Below are 15,498 nucleotides of genomic sequence, written 5' to 3'. Positions count from 1 at the left end.
TCCTCCCGGGATAGGCCGAACCTATCAGCCTGATGGGGCGGTGGAAAGTAGAGGTGGTCCCCCTCCCCCTCGAGGGCAGGGTGGCCCGCAGGGCCGGGAGGGGTCCGCGGCGAAGTGCCCGAATCTATTGGTCACGGTCGAGGCGGGTGGGTCGTCCCGCGTCGAGCACTGCCGCAGCGACCCCACCCGTCCAGCCGCCTTTGGCGGCTGTCCACCCTCCCCTCAAGGAGGAGGGAGGAGGGCGCTCATCTTGGCAGCAATATCGCGCAACAGCGTCTCGTCCGCCGCATCGCGTTCCTTCTTCGAAGCCACCAGACAAGCCTGCGACTTGAGCACAACGCCGTCGGCCAGCACCTTGAGATGGTTGGCGCGCAAGGTCGAGCCGGTGGTGGTGATGTCGACGATGACGTCGGCCAGGCCTGCCGCCGGTGCGCCTTCGGTGGCGCCGAGGCTTTCGACGATGCGGTAGACCTGGATGCCGTGCTTTTGCGAGAAGAATTGTTGCGTCAGCCGCCAGTATTTGGTGGCGATGCGCAGCCGCCGGCCATGGCGCTGGCGGAAATCGGCGGCGACATCGTCGAGGTCGGCCATGGTATCGACGTCGAGCCAAATGCCGGGCACGGCCACGACGACATCGGCGTGGCCGAAGCCGAGACGGGCGACGATCTCGGTGCGCGCTTCCCAATCTGCCAGGTTTTCGCGCAGCAGATCTTCGCCGGTGATGCCGAGGTCGACCGAACCCTGCCCGATCTCGCCGGCAATTTCCGATGCCGACAGGAACGCCACCTCGATGCCTTCGGCTCCGTCGATGCGGGCGCGGTACTGGCGCTCGTCGCCGGGCAGGCTGACGGCAAGCCCGGCCTTGGCCAGCACCTCCAGCGCCTGCTCCTTGAGCCGGCCTTTCGACGGGATTGCCAGCGTGATCATTGCGGCTCTCCCCGCAGCGCTTCGATGCGATCGAGCCAGACGGAGAAGCCGACGCCGGGGATCGGCGTTTTCGCGCCAAGCAGTGTCAGCAGCCGGTCGTAACGACCGCCGCCAGCCAGCGGCCGCTCACCACCTTCAGCCGCGATCTCGAAGACGATGCCGGTATAATAATCCAGCGGACGGCCAAAGGCGGCGTCGTAGCGAATTGTCTTTGCCGGCAGGCCATGCGCCTCGATCGCCTTGGCGCGGGCGGCGAATTTTTCGAGCGCCGCGCCGAGCGAAAGCCCGGCAGAGGCGGCGAAGCTTTCGAGCGCAGCACTCGCCCCGTCCAGCGGCACGTCGATGGCGAGAAAAGTCTTCAGCGCCGCGAAGGCTTCGTTCGACAGTCGCACGCTGCGCAGTTCGGCCTTTTCGATCAATCGCCGGGCAATGTCGGCTGGCGTGCGTCCGCCGGATACCAGCAGGCCGGCTTCTTCCATGCCACCAGCAATGTGGGCGGACAGCGCTTCGAGATCACCGTCGAGGACAAGCGCGGCGACATCGCCGTCAAGCTGGCCGTTGCGTGGCGGGTTGGCGAGATCGGCGAGCGCCGCCTGCAGCATCGGCGCGGAGCCGAAGGCGCGCGCCAACCGCATGCGCCAGCCACGCGGCAGGCCGAGCGCCGCCAGCACCGCCTCGAAGATGGTCTGGTCGCCGAGCATGATCGCCAGGGGTTGGCCCGGCAGCACCAGCTGCAGCAGAGCATGCGCATCGGCCAGCGAACGGGCGTCGGCCTCAGCCGTATCGCGGTCGCCGAGATCCTCGATGCCGGCCTGGAAAAACTCGTTGCCGCCCTCGCGGCGCTGGCGAAACACTTCGCCGAGGTAGGAATAGCGGCGCGGCGTGCCGGCCTGGGAGGCGATATGGTCGAGGCAGACGGGAATGGTGAATTCAGGCCGCAGGCACAGCGTCTTGCCGATCTCGCTTTCGGTAAGAAAAATGCGGCGGCGCAGATCCTCGCCGGCCATGTCGAGGAACGGATCGGCCGGCTGCAGCACGGCCACTTCCACCGCATGGGTGTTGCGGGTGGCGAAGAGGTTGGTGATTTCGGTTGAGATGGCGGGGCGGGAGGTCATGAAACGTGCCCTTCCCTTCTCCCCTTGTGGGAGAAGGTGGCCGAGCGAAGCTCGGTCGGATGAGGGGTGCGTGACGGAACGAGGCGTTGGCGTTCTCTGGAACACCCCTCATCCGTCTCGGCGCTCCGCGCCGATCCACCTTCTCCCACAAGGGGAGAAGGGAAGAACAGCGCAGCGCTCATCATTTCGCTCGTTCCTCGGCCTGCGCCGCCAAGATCTTCTTCACCTCGGCGACCAGCTCGCCTTCCGCCACCGTCACCTGTGCAGGCCTTGCTGCCCGCCATTCGGCGTTGTCGGTAATCTCAGCCGACATGCGGGCACCTTCGATCAGGTCCTTGATCTGCAGCTCGCCTTTGGCGCGCTCGTCGCCGCCCTGGATGATGGCGACCGGGCTGCCACGGCGGTCGGCGTATTTCAGCTGCGCCTTCATGCCGGCGCCGCCGAGATACATTTCGGAGCGGATGCCGGCAGCGCGCAGTTGTGCAACCATCTTCTGGTAGCGGCCGAGGCTTTCGGTATCCTTGTCCATCACCAGCACGACGACCGGCGCGATGACATCGGTGGTGTCCAGCTTGCCGAGGTTCTTCAGCGCCGTCATCAGGCGGGAGACGCCGATGGAAAAGCCCGTCGCCGGCACCGGCTCGCCACGGAAGCGCGAGACCAGGCCATCGTAGCGCCCACCGCCGCCGACCGAGCCGAAGCGCACGATCTGGCCGTCCTCATTGGGGATCTCGGCCAGAAGCTCGGCCTCGAAGACGGGGCCAGTGTAGTATTCGAGGCCACGAACGACGGAGCGGTCCATGGCGATACGATCTTCGCCGTATCCGGCCGCCCTGACCAAGGCTTCAATGGTCGAGAGCTCGCCAACGCCTTCCTGATAGATCGCGTTCGCACCCACATTAGAATCCTGGCGCGCCTGTTCCCTCGCTGTCGCGAGAAGGACGGCCCCGGCTTGCACCTCATTCAGTCCAGCGCCCTTGGCAAAGTCACCCTCGCCTTCCTTGCCACCATCCCAGCGACCCGGACCAAGCAGAAGCTTCACGCCTTCCGGCCCGAGCTTGTCCAGCTTGTCGATAGCCCGCAGCACGGTCAGGCGGCGCCCTGCAGTCTCGTCACCGCCAAGGCCGATCGCTTCCAGCACGCCATCGAGCACCTTGCGGTTGTTGACGCGAATGACGTAGTCGCCGCGCTTGATGCCGAGCGCCTCCATGACGTCGGCCATCATCATTGCCATCTCGGCGTCGGCGGCGACGCCCGGCGTGCCGATAGTGTCGGCGTCGAACTGCATGAACTGGCGGAAGCGGCCGGGGCCGGGCTTTTCGTTGCGGAACACCCAGCCGGAGCGGTAGCTGCGATAGGGTTTTGGCAGTCGCTCAAAGTTCTCGGCGACAAAACGCGCCGTCGGCGCGGTCAAATCGTAGCGTAGCGACAGCCACTGCTCGTCATCGTCCTGGAAGGAGAACACGCCTTCGTTCGGCCGGTCCTGGTCAGGCAGGAATTTGCCGAGCGCATCGGTGTATTCGATCAGCGGCTGGTCGGCCGGTTCGAAACCGTAGAGTTCATAGACCGAGCGGATCGTCGCCATCATCTTCTCGACGGCACGGATATCGTCGGCGCTGCGGTCGGCAAAGCCGCGCGGCAGCCGCGCTTTCGTCTTTTCCGATTTGTCGGCCATGGGATGGGTCTTTTCGCTAAGTAGTCGATGACTTGTTTGGAGTGGGCGTGTCCTAACCGAAGCGGCTTTGTGCGGCAAGGGTTAGCGCCCCTTGCCTTCTCCCCTGTGGGAGAAGGTGGATCGGCGCGCAGCGTCGAGACGGATGAGGGGTGCGCGAAGGATCGCCGTCCTGGCCAAGCTGGAACACCCCTCATCCGACCGAGCTTCGCTCGGCCACCTTCTCCCACAAGGGAGAGGCGCTAGCTCTCGAAACAAAACGCACCAAAAGGAAACAATTCCGCCATCGGTGCGGCATCGTGCCGACACAATCGGAGCCGATAAGCGCGCCGAAACAAGGGGTTGGGGCCATGACTGCGGCACAGAAATTCGACATCAGAGACGACGGCTTGCATGAAGTCCGGCTGCGGCCGGCCGAGAGCCGTGCGCCGGTGACGGCGAGCCTCGGTCCGTTTGAGGTCACTGCCGACGAGCGCAAGGGCTCGACGATGCGCGAGGCGCTGATGACTGGGCTGCTGGTGATCTATCCGGCCTTTGCGGCGCTGGCGGCGATTGTCGCGGGGTTGTTTTTGACGGGCGCTAGCGGAGTTTAGCGTCAGCTTTCGAAGGTTCGCGCCGCCCTTCATCCGCCCTTCGGGCGTTCGTCGTTCGAAAAGCCAAGCAATTGGCTTTCCGCCCGCTACGCGGACCACTCCTCACCTCCCCGTGAAGGGGGAGAAGAGAAAAAGAGGCGCTACTTCGGCCGCTTGAATGCCTTCCTGTCCTTCTCGACCTCCTTGCGGCAAACACACCCTTCGAGGTGGTCGTTGACCAGGCCCATTGCCTGCATGAAGGCGTAGACCGTCGTCGGCCCGACAAAACTCCAGCCGCGCTTCTTCAGTTCCTTCGAAATCCTGACCGAGACCGCCGTCGTCGGGTTGGCGCGCAGATGCGCCAGGTCGACGATCTCTGGCCGCTCATCCCTGCTCGGCTCGAACTTCCAGAACCATGCGGCCAGCGAGCCGAACTCATCGACCATTTCGCGCGCGCGTTTGGCATTGTTGATGGTCGAAACGATCTTGCCGCGGTGGCGGATGATGCCGGCATTGCCGAGCAGGCGCTCGACATCCTCGTCGGTGAAGGCGGCGACCTTGTCGAAGTCGAAACCGGCGAAGGCCTCGCGAAAGTTCTCGCGCTTGCGCAAAATGGTCAGCCAGGACAGGCCGGACTGAAAGCCTTCGAGGCAGATCTTTTCGAACAGCCTGCGGTCGTCGGCGACCGGCCTACCCCATTCATGGTCGTGATAGTGCAGATAGTCCGGCAGATTGCCGTGCCAGAAGCAGCGCGTGATCCCATCGGCGCCGGTCAGCAGTCCAGTATTTCCATTGTCCATGGTAAAACCCATTCGTTAATGCGGCTCAGCGCTGCATTTACCGCGGCTTTACCAGATTCCTGAACGCGGCGGTAACCACACCAAAAGGTTTACTGACAGTTCCGCATTTTACGCATTCCGATTCATGTTTCGGTTGCGGCTTCGCGCCAAGGATCGCGCAACCGGAGGCAAGTTCCGCCTCCGTCCGTTCGACGATCAAGGTGCGTTCCGATGAAGATCTTTTTGCGTTCCGTGCTCGGCGCCGTGGCCATTCTGGCCGCCGGCGTCACCTCGTCTGCCGCCAACGACCGCTATGCCGACAGGCCGCCGGTGATGGTGAGCCCCGACCTTTCGGCACCCTGGGTGCTGCAGCTTGGCCGGGCGCCCGGCATCGTGCGGCAGAGCCGCCAGGTGATCCAGCAGCCGCGCGTTCGCTATGCACAGCCGGCGCAGCCCGACCGGGTGCGTACCGCTTCGGTGCAGGCTCCGGCCAAGCGCGTGGTGATGCGGCCGCAGATCAACCCGCTCTATCTGCCGCAGGAAGTCGCCTATGACGGCCCGCAGAAGCCGGGCACCATCGTCATCGATACGACGCAGAATTTCCTGTTCCTGGTCGAGAAGAACGGCAAGGCGCGGCGCTATGGCGTGGGCACCGGCAAGCCGGGCTTCGAATGGTCGGGCACGCACAAGATCACCAACAAGCGCGTCTGGCCGGACTGGCGCCCGCCGGCGCAGATGATCAAGCGCGAGGCCGCCAAGGGCCGTTATCTGCCGACTTATCTGGCCGGCGGCGAAGAGAACCCGCTCGGCGCCCGCGCGCTCTATCTCGGCACGACGGAATACCGCATTCACGGCACCAACCAGCCGTGGACGATCGGCGGCGCCGTGTCGTCCGGCTGCATCCGCATGCGCAACGAGGACGTGGTTGACCTTTACGAGAGGGTCAATGTTGGAACGACTGTTGTCGTGATATAGTCGGTCAGCGAATCAGCTGGTCCGGAAGGCTGGACCTTCAGGAATCGGCAAGGGTTTACGGGGGACGGGCCGTGTGGGGATGCGGCCAGTCAGGAAAGGGCAGCACGGGGAACCGCGCTGCCCTTTCTCTTTGTGGCGCTGTCGACCGCGCCGGAGCCAAGCTGCGCCAGAACGTCGCGGCAGGGGGATGACGGTTCGCTTTCACGCTGCCCTTGCCACATTTCCCCTGCTATAGGGGCGGCCAAATTCGCTACGAAAGTCCTGCCATGTCTCAGCCAGACGACAGCCGCTATCTCCGGGGCGGCCCGGTCGCCCAGCGCATCATCGCCGCCGTGCGCGAGGATGCTGCCATTGCTACCGCCGAGGGTTTTCCACCCAAGCTGGTGTCGATCACCGTCGGCGATACCGATGCGGTCGATGTCTATGTGCGCAACCAGCGCGCCAAGGCCGCGCTTGCCGGCATCGGCTTCGAGGAGCGGCGGTTCCCCGCCGATATCAGCGCCGGCGAACTCGAAGCGGCAATCCATGGCCTCAACGCCGATCCGCGCGTCACCGGCATCATCATCCAGCGGCCGGTGCCTGCACACATCCCGATCAAGACGCTGCAGGCGGCGGTGCATCCGCTGAAGGATGTCGAAGGCATGCACCCGGCCTCGATCGGCAACATCGTCTACAACCAACTCGATCTCGCGCCCTGCACGGCGGCGGCCTCTGTCGAGCTGCTGAAGGAAACCGGCCTCGACCTCAAAGGGCTGGAAGTGGTCGTCGTCGGCCATTCCGAAATCGTCGGCAAGCCGATCGCCTTCCTGTTGATGAGCGAAGGCGCGACGGTGACGGTGTGCCATCACATGACGCGTTCGGTGGCCGCACATGCGCGCCGCGCCGACGCGCTTTTCGTCGCCGTCGGCAAGCCCAGGCTGATCAAGGCCGATATGGTCAAGCCCGGTGCCGCCGTCATCGACATCGGCATCAATTCCGAGATCGGCCCGGACGGGCAAAGCCGCATCGTCGGCGACGTCGACACCGAGAGCGTCAAGCACGTTGCGTCCTGGATCACACCGGTGCCGGGCGGCGTCGGCCCGATCACCGTGGCGATCCTGCTGCGCAACACCATGGTGGCGCTCAGCCGCCAGCGGGCGCGCTACCAGGCGACCTATGGAATGGTGGACAGGCTGGCGGCGGAGTAGACGCTTACTCAGCTGCGACCAGTCTTCCCTCGGACACGCCTTCCGGCTTCGGGCCGCCATAGGCCCAGTCCAGCAGCTTGATCGTATGCACCACTGGCAGTTTTGCGGCCGAGGCGATCTGGGTGATGCAGCCTATGTTGCCGGTGGCGACGATTTCGGCGCCGGTCGCCTCGATGTTTTTCACCTTGCGGTCGCGCAGTTTTGCGGAAATCTCCGGCTGCAGGATGTTATAGGTGCCGGCGGAGCCACAGCACAGATGGCCTTCGCGCGGCTCGCGCACGACGAAGCCGGCTTTGGCCAGCAGCTCCTTCGGCTGGCGGGTGATTTTCTGGCCATGCTGCATCGAGCAGGCCGAGTGATAGGCGACGACGGTGCCCGGCTTGCGCACCGGCTCCGGCAGGTCGAGGCCTGAGAGGTATTCGGTGATGTCCCTGGCCAGTGTTGAGACGCGTGCGGCCTTGTCGGCATAGGTCGGGTCGAGGCGCAGCATGAAGCCGTAATCCTTGATGGTGGTGCCGCAGCCCGACGCGGTGATGACGATGGCGTCGAGCCCGCCCTGGTCGATGGCGCGTGTCCAGGCATCGACATTCTGCTTCGCCGAGACGAGGGCTGCTTCCTCGCGACCCATATGATGCACCAGCGCGCCGCAGCAGGCCTCGCCCTGCGGCACCACGACTTCAACGCCGAGCCTGGTCAGCAGCGCAATCGTCGTCTCGTTGATGGCGGGATCGAGCACCGATTGGGCGCAGCCGGTGAGGATGGCGACGCGGCCTTTCTTCGTCCCCTTGCCGGCATGGATGCCGGGAGAAGCCATCGGCGAGACCGCGGGAATCGAGGCCGGCGCCAGTTTCAGCATCGCAGCGAGCGGCTTCAGGGCTGGCAGCTTTTCGAACAGGCCAATGAACGGCTTGCCCAGTCTCGCGAGTTTCAGCGCGGCGCGAAAGCGCTTGGGATAGGGCAGCACGAAGGCCAGCATGACGCGGGTCAGCCGGTCGAGCAGTGGCCGCCTGTAGGTCTCCTCGATATGGGTGCGGGCGTGGTCGACCAGATGCATGTAATTCACGCCCGACGGGCAGGTCGTCATGCAGGCCAGGCAAGACAGGCAGCGGTCGATATGGGTGACGATCTCCTTGTCGGCCGGACGGCCGTTCTCCAGCATGTCCTTGATCAGGTAAATCCGCCCGCGCGGCGAATCGAGCTCGTTGCCAAGCGTCACATAGGTCGGGCAGGTCGCGGTGCAGAAGCCGCAATGCACGCATTTGCGCAGGATCTTTTCCGATTCCGCGACATGTGGATCAGCCAACTGGGCAAGGGAGAAATTGGTTTGCATCTCTTCTCTGGTCCTAAGCCATGCGGCCGGGATTGAGGATGGCCTTGGGATCGAACTCAGCCTTGAGCCGCGCCGACAGCGCCGCCAGATGCGGCGCCTGCGGCTCGAACACCGGCACGGCGGCGCGATGGGCAGGCGCGGCGCGCACCAATGTCGCGTGGCCTCCGCCATGTTTTCGGATCAGCCCGCGCAGCAGGCCGGCCTCGGGGTCGCCCTCCTCCATGCGCAGCCAGACCAGTCCGCCCTGCCAGTCGTAGAAGGCGCTGACGCCGATCTGCATGCGCAGCGTCAGCACCATCTGGTGGGCCTGCGACGGTGCCATGGAGACACGCCATACCGGCTTCTCGCTGCCGTCGGCGAAGGGCGCGCAATCCCTGACGTCGCGCCAAAGGGTATGCGAAGCTTCGCTCGCAATCTCCTGCAGCGGGCCGGCATTTCTCAGCAGGGTCTTCAGTGCCGCGATGCGATAGGTGACCGAAGGGCCAAAGCCTTCGACGCGCAGCAGCGTCGCGGCGTCAGCGCCGAGACTGCCGCCGGCAACGCGCGCGGCGATGCGTTCGGGCAGATGGGCAGCGCTCGACACTTCGGCGCTGGAACCGAGCGCCAGCGCCATGGCGGCAGCCGCCGCATCGTCGAGCAGGCCACGGACGGCAAGCGTGACTTCGGTCTCGGCTGCTGGCAGCACTTTGAAAGTGACATCGGTGAGCACGGCCAGTGAGCCCCAGCTGTTGGCCATCAGCTTCGACAAATCGTAGCCGGTGACGTTCTTGACGACGCGGCCACCGGACTTGAACGCCTCGCCACGGCCGGCCACGGCATTGATGCCTAGGATGTGGTCACGTGCGGCGCCCGCCTTCAGCCGGCGCGGGCCTGACAGGTTCGCCGCGAGCACGCCGCCGATCGTGCCTTTACCCTTGATACCGCCGAGCAGCGGGCCGTAATCCATCGGTTCGAAGGCAAGCTGCTGGCCGTTTTGCGCAAGCAGGCTTTCGATCTCGGAGAGCGGCGTGCCGGCTTTCGCCGACAGCACCAGCTCAGCCGGCTCATACAGCGTGACGCCGGTGAGCTTCGACAAATCGAGCGTATGCTCGCTCTGCTGCGGCCGGCCGATGCCGCGCTTGGAGCCGTGGCCGATGGTTTCCAAAGGCGACTCCTCCGCCGCCGCCCATTGGACGGTGGAGAGAACTTCGGCCGATGTGGTGGGGGTGAAGGTGGTCATGGGTGCGACGCGCCACTTGCGAGTGCAGAGACGTCGCGTTCCTTCGCACCCCCCTCTGTCCTGCCGGACATCTCCCCCACTTGGGGGGAGATTGGCAGCTTCTCCGACCGCGCCTCTCTTGCGTCGAAAATTTGCGAAGGCCGAGATGACAGCTGATCTCCCCCCTTGTGGGGGAGATGTCCGGCAGGACAGAGGGGGGCGTGAAGGATCGCCGACATGCGAAATTCAAACCCCATCAAAACCTCGGAATATCCGGAAATGCCACCTGCCCGCGATGCACATGCATGCGCCCTAATTCCGCGCATCTGCGCAGTTGTGGAAACACTTTTCCCGGGTTGAGCAGATGATTGGGATCGAAGGCGCATTTGACGCGCATTTGCTGGTTGAGGTCGATCTGGTTGAACATCTCCGGCATCAGGTCGCGCTTCTCGACGCCGACGCCATGCTCGCCGGTCAAGACGCCGCCGACCTTGACGCAAAGCCGCAATATGTCGGCGCCAAAGCTTTCCGCCCTGTCGAGTTCGCCCGGCACGTTGGCGTCGTAGAGGATCAGCGGGTGCAGGTTGCCGTCGCCGGCGTGGAAGACGTTGGCGACGCCGAGCCCGTATTTCTCCGACAGTTCGCGCATGCCGGCGAGCACCCGCGGCAGTTCCTTGCGCGGGATGGTGCCATCCATGCAGTAATAGTCGGGTGAGATGCGGCCGACCGCAGGGAAAGCCGCCTTGCGGCCGGCCCAGAAGCTCAGCCGTTCCTGTTCGGATTGGGAGATGCGGCAGGTGGTGGAGCCGTTCTTGTAGGCGATCGCCTCGACCAGGCCGATCAAATGGTCGACCTCGACACCCGGCCCGTCGAGTTCGACGATGAGCAGCGCCTCGACATCGAGGGGATAGCCGGCATGGACGAAATCCTCCGCGGCATGGATTGCCGGGCGGTCCATCATCTCCATGCCGCCGGGAATGATGCCGGCGCCGATGATGTCGGCGACGCATTGGCCGCCCTGCTCGCTGGTCGGAAAGCCGATCAGCAGCGCGCGTGCCGTCTCCGGCTTTTTCAGGATGCGCACGGTGACTTCGGTGACGACGCCGAGCAAGCCTTCGGAGCCGGTCATGACGCCGAGCAGGTCGTAGCCTTCCGAGTCCAGATGATTGCCGCCGAGGCGCACCACCTCGCCGTTCATCAGCACCATCTCGATGCCGAGCACATTGTTGGCGGTGAGGCCGTATTTCAGGCAGTGCACGCCGCCGGAATTCTCCGCAACATTGCCGCCGATCGAGCAGGCGATCTGGGAGGATGGATCAGGCGCGTAATAAAACCCCTCCTGCTCGACGGCGGTGGTGATGCCGAGATTGGTGACGCCGGGCTGAGCGACGACAACGCGGTCGGGATAGTCGATGGCAAGGATGCGGTTGAAACGGCTCATGACCAGCAGCACCGCATCTTCGAGAGGCAGCGCGCCGCCGGACAGCGAGGTGCCAGAGCCGCGCGGCACGACGCGAATGTTGCGGTCGTTGCAGTATTTCAGCACCCGCGACACCTGCGCCACCGTTTCCGGCAGCACCACGACCAGCGGCAATTGCCGGTAGGCGGTGAGACCGTCGCTCTCGAAGGCGCGCATTTCGTTGGTGGCGTCGACGACGCCCTCGCCCGGCACGATGATGCGCATGTCGGCAACGATCTCTGTGCGCCGGCGCATCGTGGCGTCGTCTGGCTTGGGCATGGCAAGGCCGGACATCGGCAGCGTCCTCTGCGTGACTGGTAAAAATCTTTTACCAGCCGTCGGCGCTTGTTGCAAATCCTGCTTTGGTCGAGCGCGCGGGCGGGGCATGGCGGCGAGCTTCCGCAGCGGCAATCTGCCGCTGTCGCTCCCTCCCCCCTCGAGGGTCCCTCGAGGGGGAGGTGGCCGCGAAGCGGCCGGAGGGGTCCTTGCGCATGAAGCGCCTACATCGTCTTCCGACGCGAAAAGAGGCTAGCGCTTCACGCGAGACGACCCCCTCCGTCGCCTTCGGCGACATCTCCCCCTCAAGGGGGGAGATTATTCCCCCGGATGTTTCGCCGGCTCTGAATGCATGCGCCTCACGCGGCGCACACCCCACCAGACCAGCAGGATGGCAACCGGCACCGACGCGGCAGTGACCAACTCCGGCGCAAAGGCATGGCCGAAGATCGACGCGCCCTTGGCGAGATAGGAGATCAGGCCGACGACATAGTAGGAGACGGCGGCAACCGAGAGACCTTCCACCGTCTGCTGCAGGCGCAGTTGCAGCCGGGCGCGGTTGTTCATCGAGGCCAGCAAGTCGCGGTTCTGCTTTTCGACCTCGACATCGACCCAGGTGCGCAGCAGCGTCGTGGCGCGGGTGAGTTTTCGCGACAGATTGGCCTGGCGCTCCTCGACCGAACGGCAAGTGCGCATGGCGGGTGCCACGCGGCGCTGCAGAAAGCCGCCCCATGTGTCGTAGCCGGGCACCGCCTCTTCCTCCAGCGCTTCCAGCCGCTCGACAACGATGCCGTCATAGGCGCGGCTGGCGCCGAAGCGATAAAGGCTGGAGGCGGCATCGGCTTCCAGTTCGGCGGCAAGCTCGGTCAAATCGGCGAGCAGCGTCTGGCTGTCGCGCGTCTCGGCGACCTTCATCTCCAGCGTGGTCTGCGCCAGCCTGTCCTCGATGCGGCGGGCGCGGCCGGACAGCGTCAGCGCCAGCGGCAAGCCGAGCATGGCAAGCGTGCGATAGGTCTCGATGTCGATCAGCCGCTGCGACAGCGCGCCGGTGCGCGCCGGCGTCAGGCCGCGGTCGAGCACCAGCATGCGGGTCATACCGTCGCCATCCTGGCGGAAGTCGGTGATGATGGCCGCATTGCCGCGCTCGACCAGCGAATAGCAGAGGCTCGTCGGGTCAAAGGCCGCGATCAGCTTCTCGCTCGCCTGCGTCCATTTGCGGATTTCGAGCCTTATCCCGGAAATAACCGTGCCTGGCGGTGAAAACCCGTTGCCGAAGGGAGAATCCTCCTGCGCCCTGCTGTTTTCGGCAAGCGGCCCTTCCCACAGATAGGTGGAGAATTCGGTATGCCGCTCCCAGCGCAGCGAGCCCTTGCCCCATTTCATGGCATGGTGGCGGGCATGGCGGTCGGGCGCGGCGATGCCGAGGCGCCGCGACAGTTCCGAGAGCACGGCCATGTCGACGCCGGAGCCGCCTTCGGTCATGAAGGCGAGTTGGACAAGCACGCGCGGCTTGTCGATCAGCGGATGCGGGCGGGCATGAACCTCGCCAAGCGCGCCGGGGCGACCCTCATGCGCGGGAAAGCCCATCACGCTGCCCTGGGCGCGCGGCTGGAATTCGAGATTGGACGTCTCGTCCGACACGGCTGGTCCCCCTGTTCTCGACCCTTCGTGTTGTCGCGTCCTCTTGAGACAATCGATGAGGCGCGTAAACAGCAAAGTTTAGCCGAAGCGATTTCGCCGGCACCGCACGGAAAGCAACTGTGTCGGGCAAATTGGATAAATAATTTGACCAGTTGGCGACACCGGCTTTAATCTGCACGACAAGAAGCAGAGCATGATGTCGTCCCGAAAACCGCTTCACACTTTTCGGCATCCTGCTCCAGGTAAGATTTCCCAGGCGCCCGTTGAGCGATATTTTTTCCAGGATCGAGCATTCGCGCACCGCCGACGAGGTGGTGCAGCAGATCGAAAGCCTGATCCTGGAAGGTGTGCTGCGCACCGGCGACCGGCTGCCGGGCGAACGCGAACTGGCGCGCCAGTTCGATGTGTCGCGGCCGATCCTGCGCGACGCGCTGAAGGCGCTGGAGGGGCGTGGACTGTTGACGACCAAGGCCGGCGGCGGCACCCATGTCGCCGATGTCATCGGCCAGTTGTTCACCAAGCCGGTGACCGACCTGATCTCCATGCACCGCAAGGCGGTGACGGACTATCTGGAATATCGCCGCGAGATCGAAGGCGTCGCCGCCGAATATGCGGCGCGGCGTGCCACAGCAGACGACATCGCGTTGCTCGACCGCATCATGGCGCGCATGGACGAGGCGCACCGCACCGGCGATTTCGACGACGAGGCGGAGATCGACGTCGAGTTCCATCACGCGGTCTGCGAGTGCGCGCACAACATCATCCTGTTGCACACGCTGCGCTCCTGTTACCGCCTGTTGTCGGAAGGCGTGTTCCAAAACCGGCTGCTGGTGTTCAGCGTGCCCGGCGCGCGTGAGGCGCTGCTGGCCCAGCACCGCGCGATCTACAAGGCAATCAAGGCCGGCGATCCCGCTGCCGCCCGCCAGGCGGCGATGGACCACATTTCCTATGTCGAGCGCTCGATGCTCGAGGCCGAGCGCAGCGGCGACTGGCAGCGCGTGTCACGACTCAGGCTCAAACAGCGCTCCGACGCCGGCGACGGAACGAAAACAACAGGCTAGCGAGAGACCACCATGAGCGACATCCTCACCATTGCAGACCTCAAGGATCTGGCGCGCCGGCGGGTGCCGAAAATGTTCTTCGACTATGCCGATTCCGGTGCCTGGACGGAAAGCACCTACCGCGCCAATGAAGAAGACTTTCAGAAGATAAAATTCCGCCAGCGCGTGCTGGTCGACATGAGCAATCGCTCGCTGGAATCGACCATGATCGGCGAGAAGGTGGCAATGCCGGTGGCACTCGCCCCGACCGGCCTGACCGGCATGCAGCATGCCGATGGCGAGATGCTGGCGGCGCAGGCGGCGGAGGAATTTGGCGTGCCGTTCACGCTGTCAACGATGAGCATCTGCTCGATCGAGGATGTCGCCTCGGTGACGAAGAAGCCGTTCTGGTTCCAGCTCTACGTGCTGCGCGACAAGGATTTCGTGCTCAATTTGATCGACCGGGCGAAGGCGGCGAAATGCTCCACACTGGTGCTGACGCTCGACCTGCAGATCCTGGGGCAGCGCCACAAGGATATCCGCAACGGACTGTCGGCGCCGCCCAAAATGACGCTGGCCAACATTGTAGACATCGCCATGCGGCCGCGCTGGCTGATGGGCATTGCGGCTACCCCGCGCCGCACCTTCCGCAACATTGTCGGCCATGCCAAGGGCGTCGGCGACGTCTCCTCGCTGGGCTCGTGGACAAACGAGCAGTTCGACCCGCAGCTGTCGTGGAAGGACGTCGCCTGGATCAAGGAGCGCTGGGGCGGCAAGCTGATCCTGAAAGGCATTCTCGACAAGGAGGATGCGCTGATGGCGGTCAAGACCGGCGCCGACGCGATCGTCGTTTCCAACCATGGCGGGCGCCAGCTCGACGGCGCCTCATCATCGATCATGGCGCTGGAAGAAATCGCCGATGCGGTCGGCGACAAAATAGAAGTCCATATGGATGGCGGCATCCGTTCCGGTCAGGATGTGCTGAAGGCGCTCTGCCTCGGCGCCAAGGGCACCTATATCGGCCGGCCTTTCCTGTACGGCCTCGGCGCCATGGGCAAGGAGGGGGTGACCCTGGCGCTGGAGATCATCCGCAAGGAGATGGACATCACGCTGGCGCTGTGCGGCAAGCGCCTGGTGACCGACATGGGCAAGGACCAGCTGCGGCGCTAGAGCACGATCCCGAAAAGTGGGAACCGGTTTTCGGGAAAAGATCATGCTCCAACAAAAAGTTAGATCAGGATGACGATTCAACGAAACGTCATCCTGATCTAGAGTTTGTTCACCGATTGGCCCTAGCTTCGCTGGGACCACGGAGACGACGCCAGCC

13 protein-coding genes are annotated in these 15,498 nt (G+C 64.5%); 5 read left to right on the top strand and 8 right to left on the bottom strand.

The features are described from left to right. Nucleotides 1–222 precede the first annotated feature (222 nt). The 3 genes from hisG to hisS all read right to left on the bottom strand — a co-directional run bounded on the left by hisG (nucleotide 223) and on the right by hisS (nucleotide 3,717). Nucleotides 223–927: an ATP phosphoribosyltransferase gene (hisG, locus tag AC1DXM_RS26200; RefSeq protein WP_477237597.1), complete on the bottom strand. Its 705-nt coding sequence runs from the start codon at nucleotides 925–927 to the stop codon at nucleotides 223–225. Continuing rightward, nucleotides 924–2,042 carry an ATP phosphoribosyltransferase regulatory subunit gene (locus AC1DXM_RS26195; protein WP_477237595.1) on the bottom strand — a complete coding sequence of 373 codons (1,119 nt, stop codon included), beginning with the start codon at nucleotides 2,040–2,042 and terminating at the stop codon, nucleotides 924–926. Before AC1DXM_RS26195 ends, hisG begins: the two co-directional genes overlap by 4 nt. Before the next feature lie 181 nt (nucleotides 2,043–2,223). After that, on the bottom strand, nucleotides 2,224–3,717 hold the full coding sequence (gene hisS / locus AC1DXM_RS26190; RefSeq protein ID WP_477237594.1) for a histidine--tRNA ligase: 1,494 nt from the start codon (nucleotides 3,715–3,717) through the stop codon (nucleotides 2,224–2,226). Nucleotides 3,718–4,064: 347 nt separating this feature from the next. On the opposite strand from hisS, the gene AC1DXM_RS26185 reads away from it, so the two are divergent. Then, a complete protein-coding gene (locus AC1DXM_RS26185; RefSeq protein WP_192248110.1) occupies nucleotides 4,065–4,307 on the top strand; it encodes a hypothetical protein in 243 nt (80 codons plus the stop codon). A 140-nt stretch (nucleotides 4,308–4,447) separates the two neighbouring features. Here the strand turns inward: AC1DXM_RS26185 and AC1DXM_RS26180 are convergent, their stop codons facing one another. Beyond that, entirely contained in the window at nucleotides 4,448–5,086 is a 639-nt protein-coding gene (locus AC1DXM_RS26180) for a DNA-3-methyladenine glycosylase I (protein ID WP_477237591.1), read from the bottom strand. A 210-nt stretch (nucleotides 5,087–5,296) separates the two neighbouring features. Between AC1DXM_RS26180 and AC1DXM_RS26175 the strand changes: the two genes are divergently transcribed. Both AC1DXM_RS26175 and AC1DXM_RS26170 read left to right on the top strand, forming a co-directional pair. Next, on the top strand, nucleotides 5,297–6,040 hold the full coding sequence (locus AC1DXM_RS26175; RefSeq protein WP_477237589.1) for a L,D-transpeptidase: 744 nt from the start codon (nucleotides 5,297–5,299) through the stop codon (nucleotides 6,038–6,040). A gap of 266 nt (nucleotides 6,041–6,306) precedes the next feature. Then, a complete protein-coding gene (locus tag AC1DXM_RS26170) occupies nucleotides 6,307–7,227 on the top strand; it encodes a bifunctional 5,10-methylenetetrahydrofolate dehydrogenase/5,10-methenyltetrahydrofolate cyclohydrolase (RefSeq protein ID WP_477237587.1) in 921 nt (306 codons plus the stop codon). Nucleotides 7,228–7,231: 4 nt separating this feature from the next. Here AC1DXM_RS26170 and glcF read toward each other — a convergent pair whose 3' ends face one another. The 4 genes from glcF to AC1DXM_RS26150 all read right to left on the bottom strand — a co-directional run bounded on the left by glcF (nucleotide 7,232) and on the right by AC1DXM_RS26150 (nucleotide 13,131). After that, nucleotides 7,232–8,557: a glycolate oxidase subunit GlcF gene (gene glcF, locus AC1DXM_RS26165; RefSeq protein WP_477237585.1), complete on the bottom strand. Its 1,326-nt coding sequence runs from the start codon at nucleotides 8,555–8,557 to the stop codon at nucleotides 7,232–7,234. A gap of 13 nt (nucleotides 8,558–8,570) precedes the next feature. Further along, nucleotides 8,571–9,776 carry an FAD-binding protein gene (locus tag AC1DXM_RS26160; protein ID WP_477237583.1) on the bottom strand — a complete coding sequence of 402 codons (1,206 nt, stop codon included), beginning with the start codon at nucleotides 9,774–9,776 and terminating at the stop codon, nucleotides 8,571–8,573. A 235-nt stretch (nucleotides 9,777–10,011) separates the two neighbouring features. After that, nucleotides 10,012–11,508 carry an FAD-linked oxidase C-terminal domain-containing protein gene (locus AC1DXM_RS26155; protein WP_477237581.1) on the bottom strand — a complete coding sequence of 499 codons (1,497 nt, stop codon included), beginning with the start codon at nucleotides 11,506–11,508 and terminating at the stop codon, nucleotides 10,012–10,014. Nucleotides 11,509–11,808: 300 nt separating this feature from the next. Beyond that, complete coding sequence (locus AC1DXM_RS26150) at nucleotides 11,809–13,131, bottom strand: DUF3422 family protein (protein WP_477237579.1); 1,323 nt, start codon at nucleotides 13,129–13,131, stop codon at nucleotides 11,809–11,811. 263 nt (nucleotides 13,132–13,394) lie between these two features. Between AC1DXM_RS26150 and AC1DXM_RS26145 the strand changes: the two genes are divergently transcribed. Together AC1DXM_RS26145 and AC1DXM_RS26140 are read left to right on the top strand one after the other, a co-directional pair. Next, nucleotides 13,395–14,192, top strand: coding sequence for a FadR/GntR family transcriptional regulator (locus AC1DXM_RS26145; protein WP_112561983.1), 798 nt, complete (start codon nucleotides 13,395–13,397; stop codon nucleotides 14,190–14,192). Between the two features lie 12 nt (nucleotides 14,193–14,204). Continuing rightward, a complete protein-coding gene (locus AC1DXM_RS26140; RefSeq protein ID WP_477237577.1) occupies nucleotides 14,205–15,341 on the top strand; it encodes an alpha-hydroxy acid oxidase in 1,137 nt (378 codons plus the stop codon). Nucleotides 15,342–15,498 lie beyond the last annotated feature (157 nt).

The organism is Mesorhizobium sp. P3_A2 (assembly GCF_056403115.1).
Note: the sequence above shows the minus strand (reverse complement) of the source record. Positions and strands in the feature narration are given on the sequence as shown.

What these genes read in the sequence shown, in the direction of transcription:
- hisG (WP_477237597.1), bottom strand. Translation starts at nt 927, where the DNA reads ATGATCACGCTGGCAATCCCGTCGAAAGGCCGGCTCAAGGAGCAGGCG.
- AC1DXM_RS26195 (WP_477237595.1), bottom strand. Translation starts at nt 2,042, where the DNA reads ATGACCTCCCGCCCCGCCATCTCAACCGAAATCACCAACCTCTTCGCC.
- hisS (WP_477237594.1), bottom strand. Translation starts at nt 3,717, where the DNA reads ATGGCCGACAAATCGGAAAAGACGAAAGCGCGGCTGCCGCGCGGCTTT.
- AC1DXM_RS26185 (WP_192248110.1), top strand. Translation starts at nt 4,065, where the DNA reads ATGACTGCGGCACAGAAATTCGACATCAGAGACGACGGCTTGCATGAA.
- AC1DXM_RS26180 (WP_477237591.1), bottom strand. Translation starts at nt 5,086, where the DNA reads ATGGACAATGGAAATACTGGACTGCTGACCGGCGCCGATGGGATCACG.
- AC1DXM_RS26175 (WP_477237589.1), top strand. Translation starts at nt 5,297, where the DNA reads ATGAAGATCTTTTTGCGTTCCGTGCTCGGCGCCGTGGCCATTCTGGCC.
- AC1DXM_RS26170 (WP_477237587.1), top strand. Translation starts at nt 6,307, where the DNA reads ATGTCTCAGCCAGACGACAGCCGCTATCTCCGGGGCGGCCCGGTCGCC.
- glcF (WP_477237585.1), bottom strand. Translation starts at nt 8,557, where the DNA reads ATGCAAACCAATTTCTCCCTTGCCCAGTTGGCTGATCCACATGTCGCG.
- AC1DXM_RS26160 (WP_477237583.1), bottom strand. Translation starts at nt 9,776, where the DNA reads ATGACCACCTTCACCCCCACCACATCGGCCGAAGTTCTCTCCACCGTC.
- AC1DXM_RS26155 (WP_477237581.1), bottom strand. Translation starts at nt 11,508, where the DNA reads ATGTCCGGCCTTGCCATGCCCAAGCCAGACGACGCCACGATGCGCCGG.
- AC1DXM_RS26140 (WP_477237577.1), top strand. Translation starts at nt 14,205, where the DNA reads ATGAGCGACATCCTCACCATTGCAGACCTCAAGGATCTGGCGCGCCGG.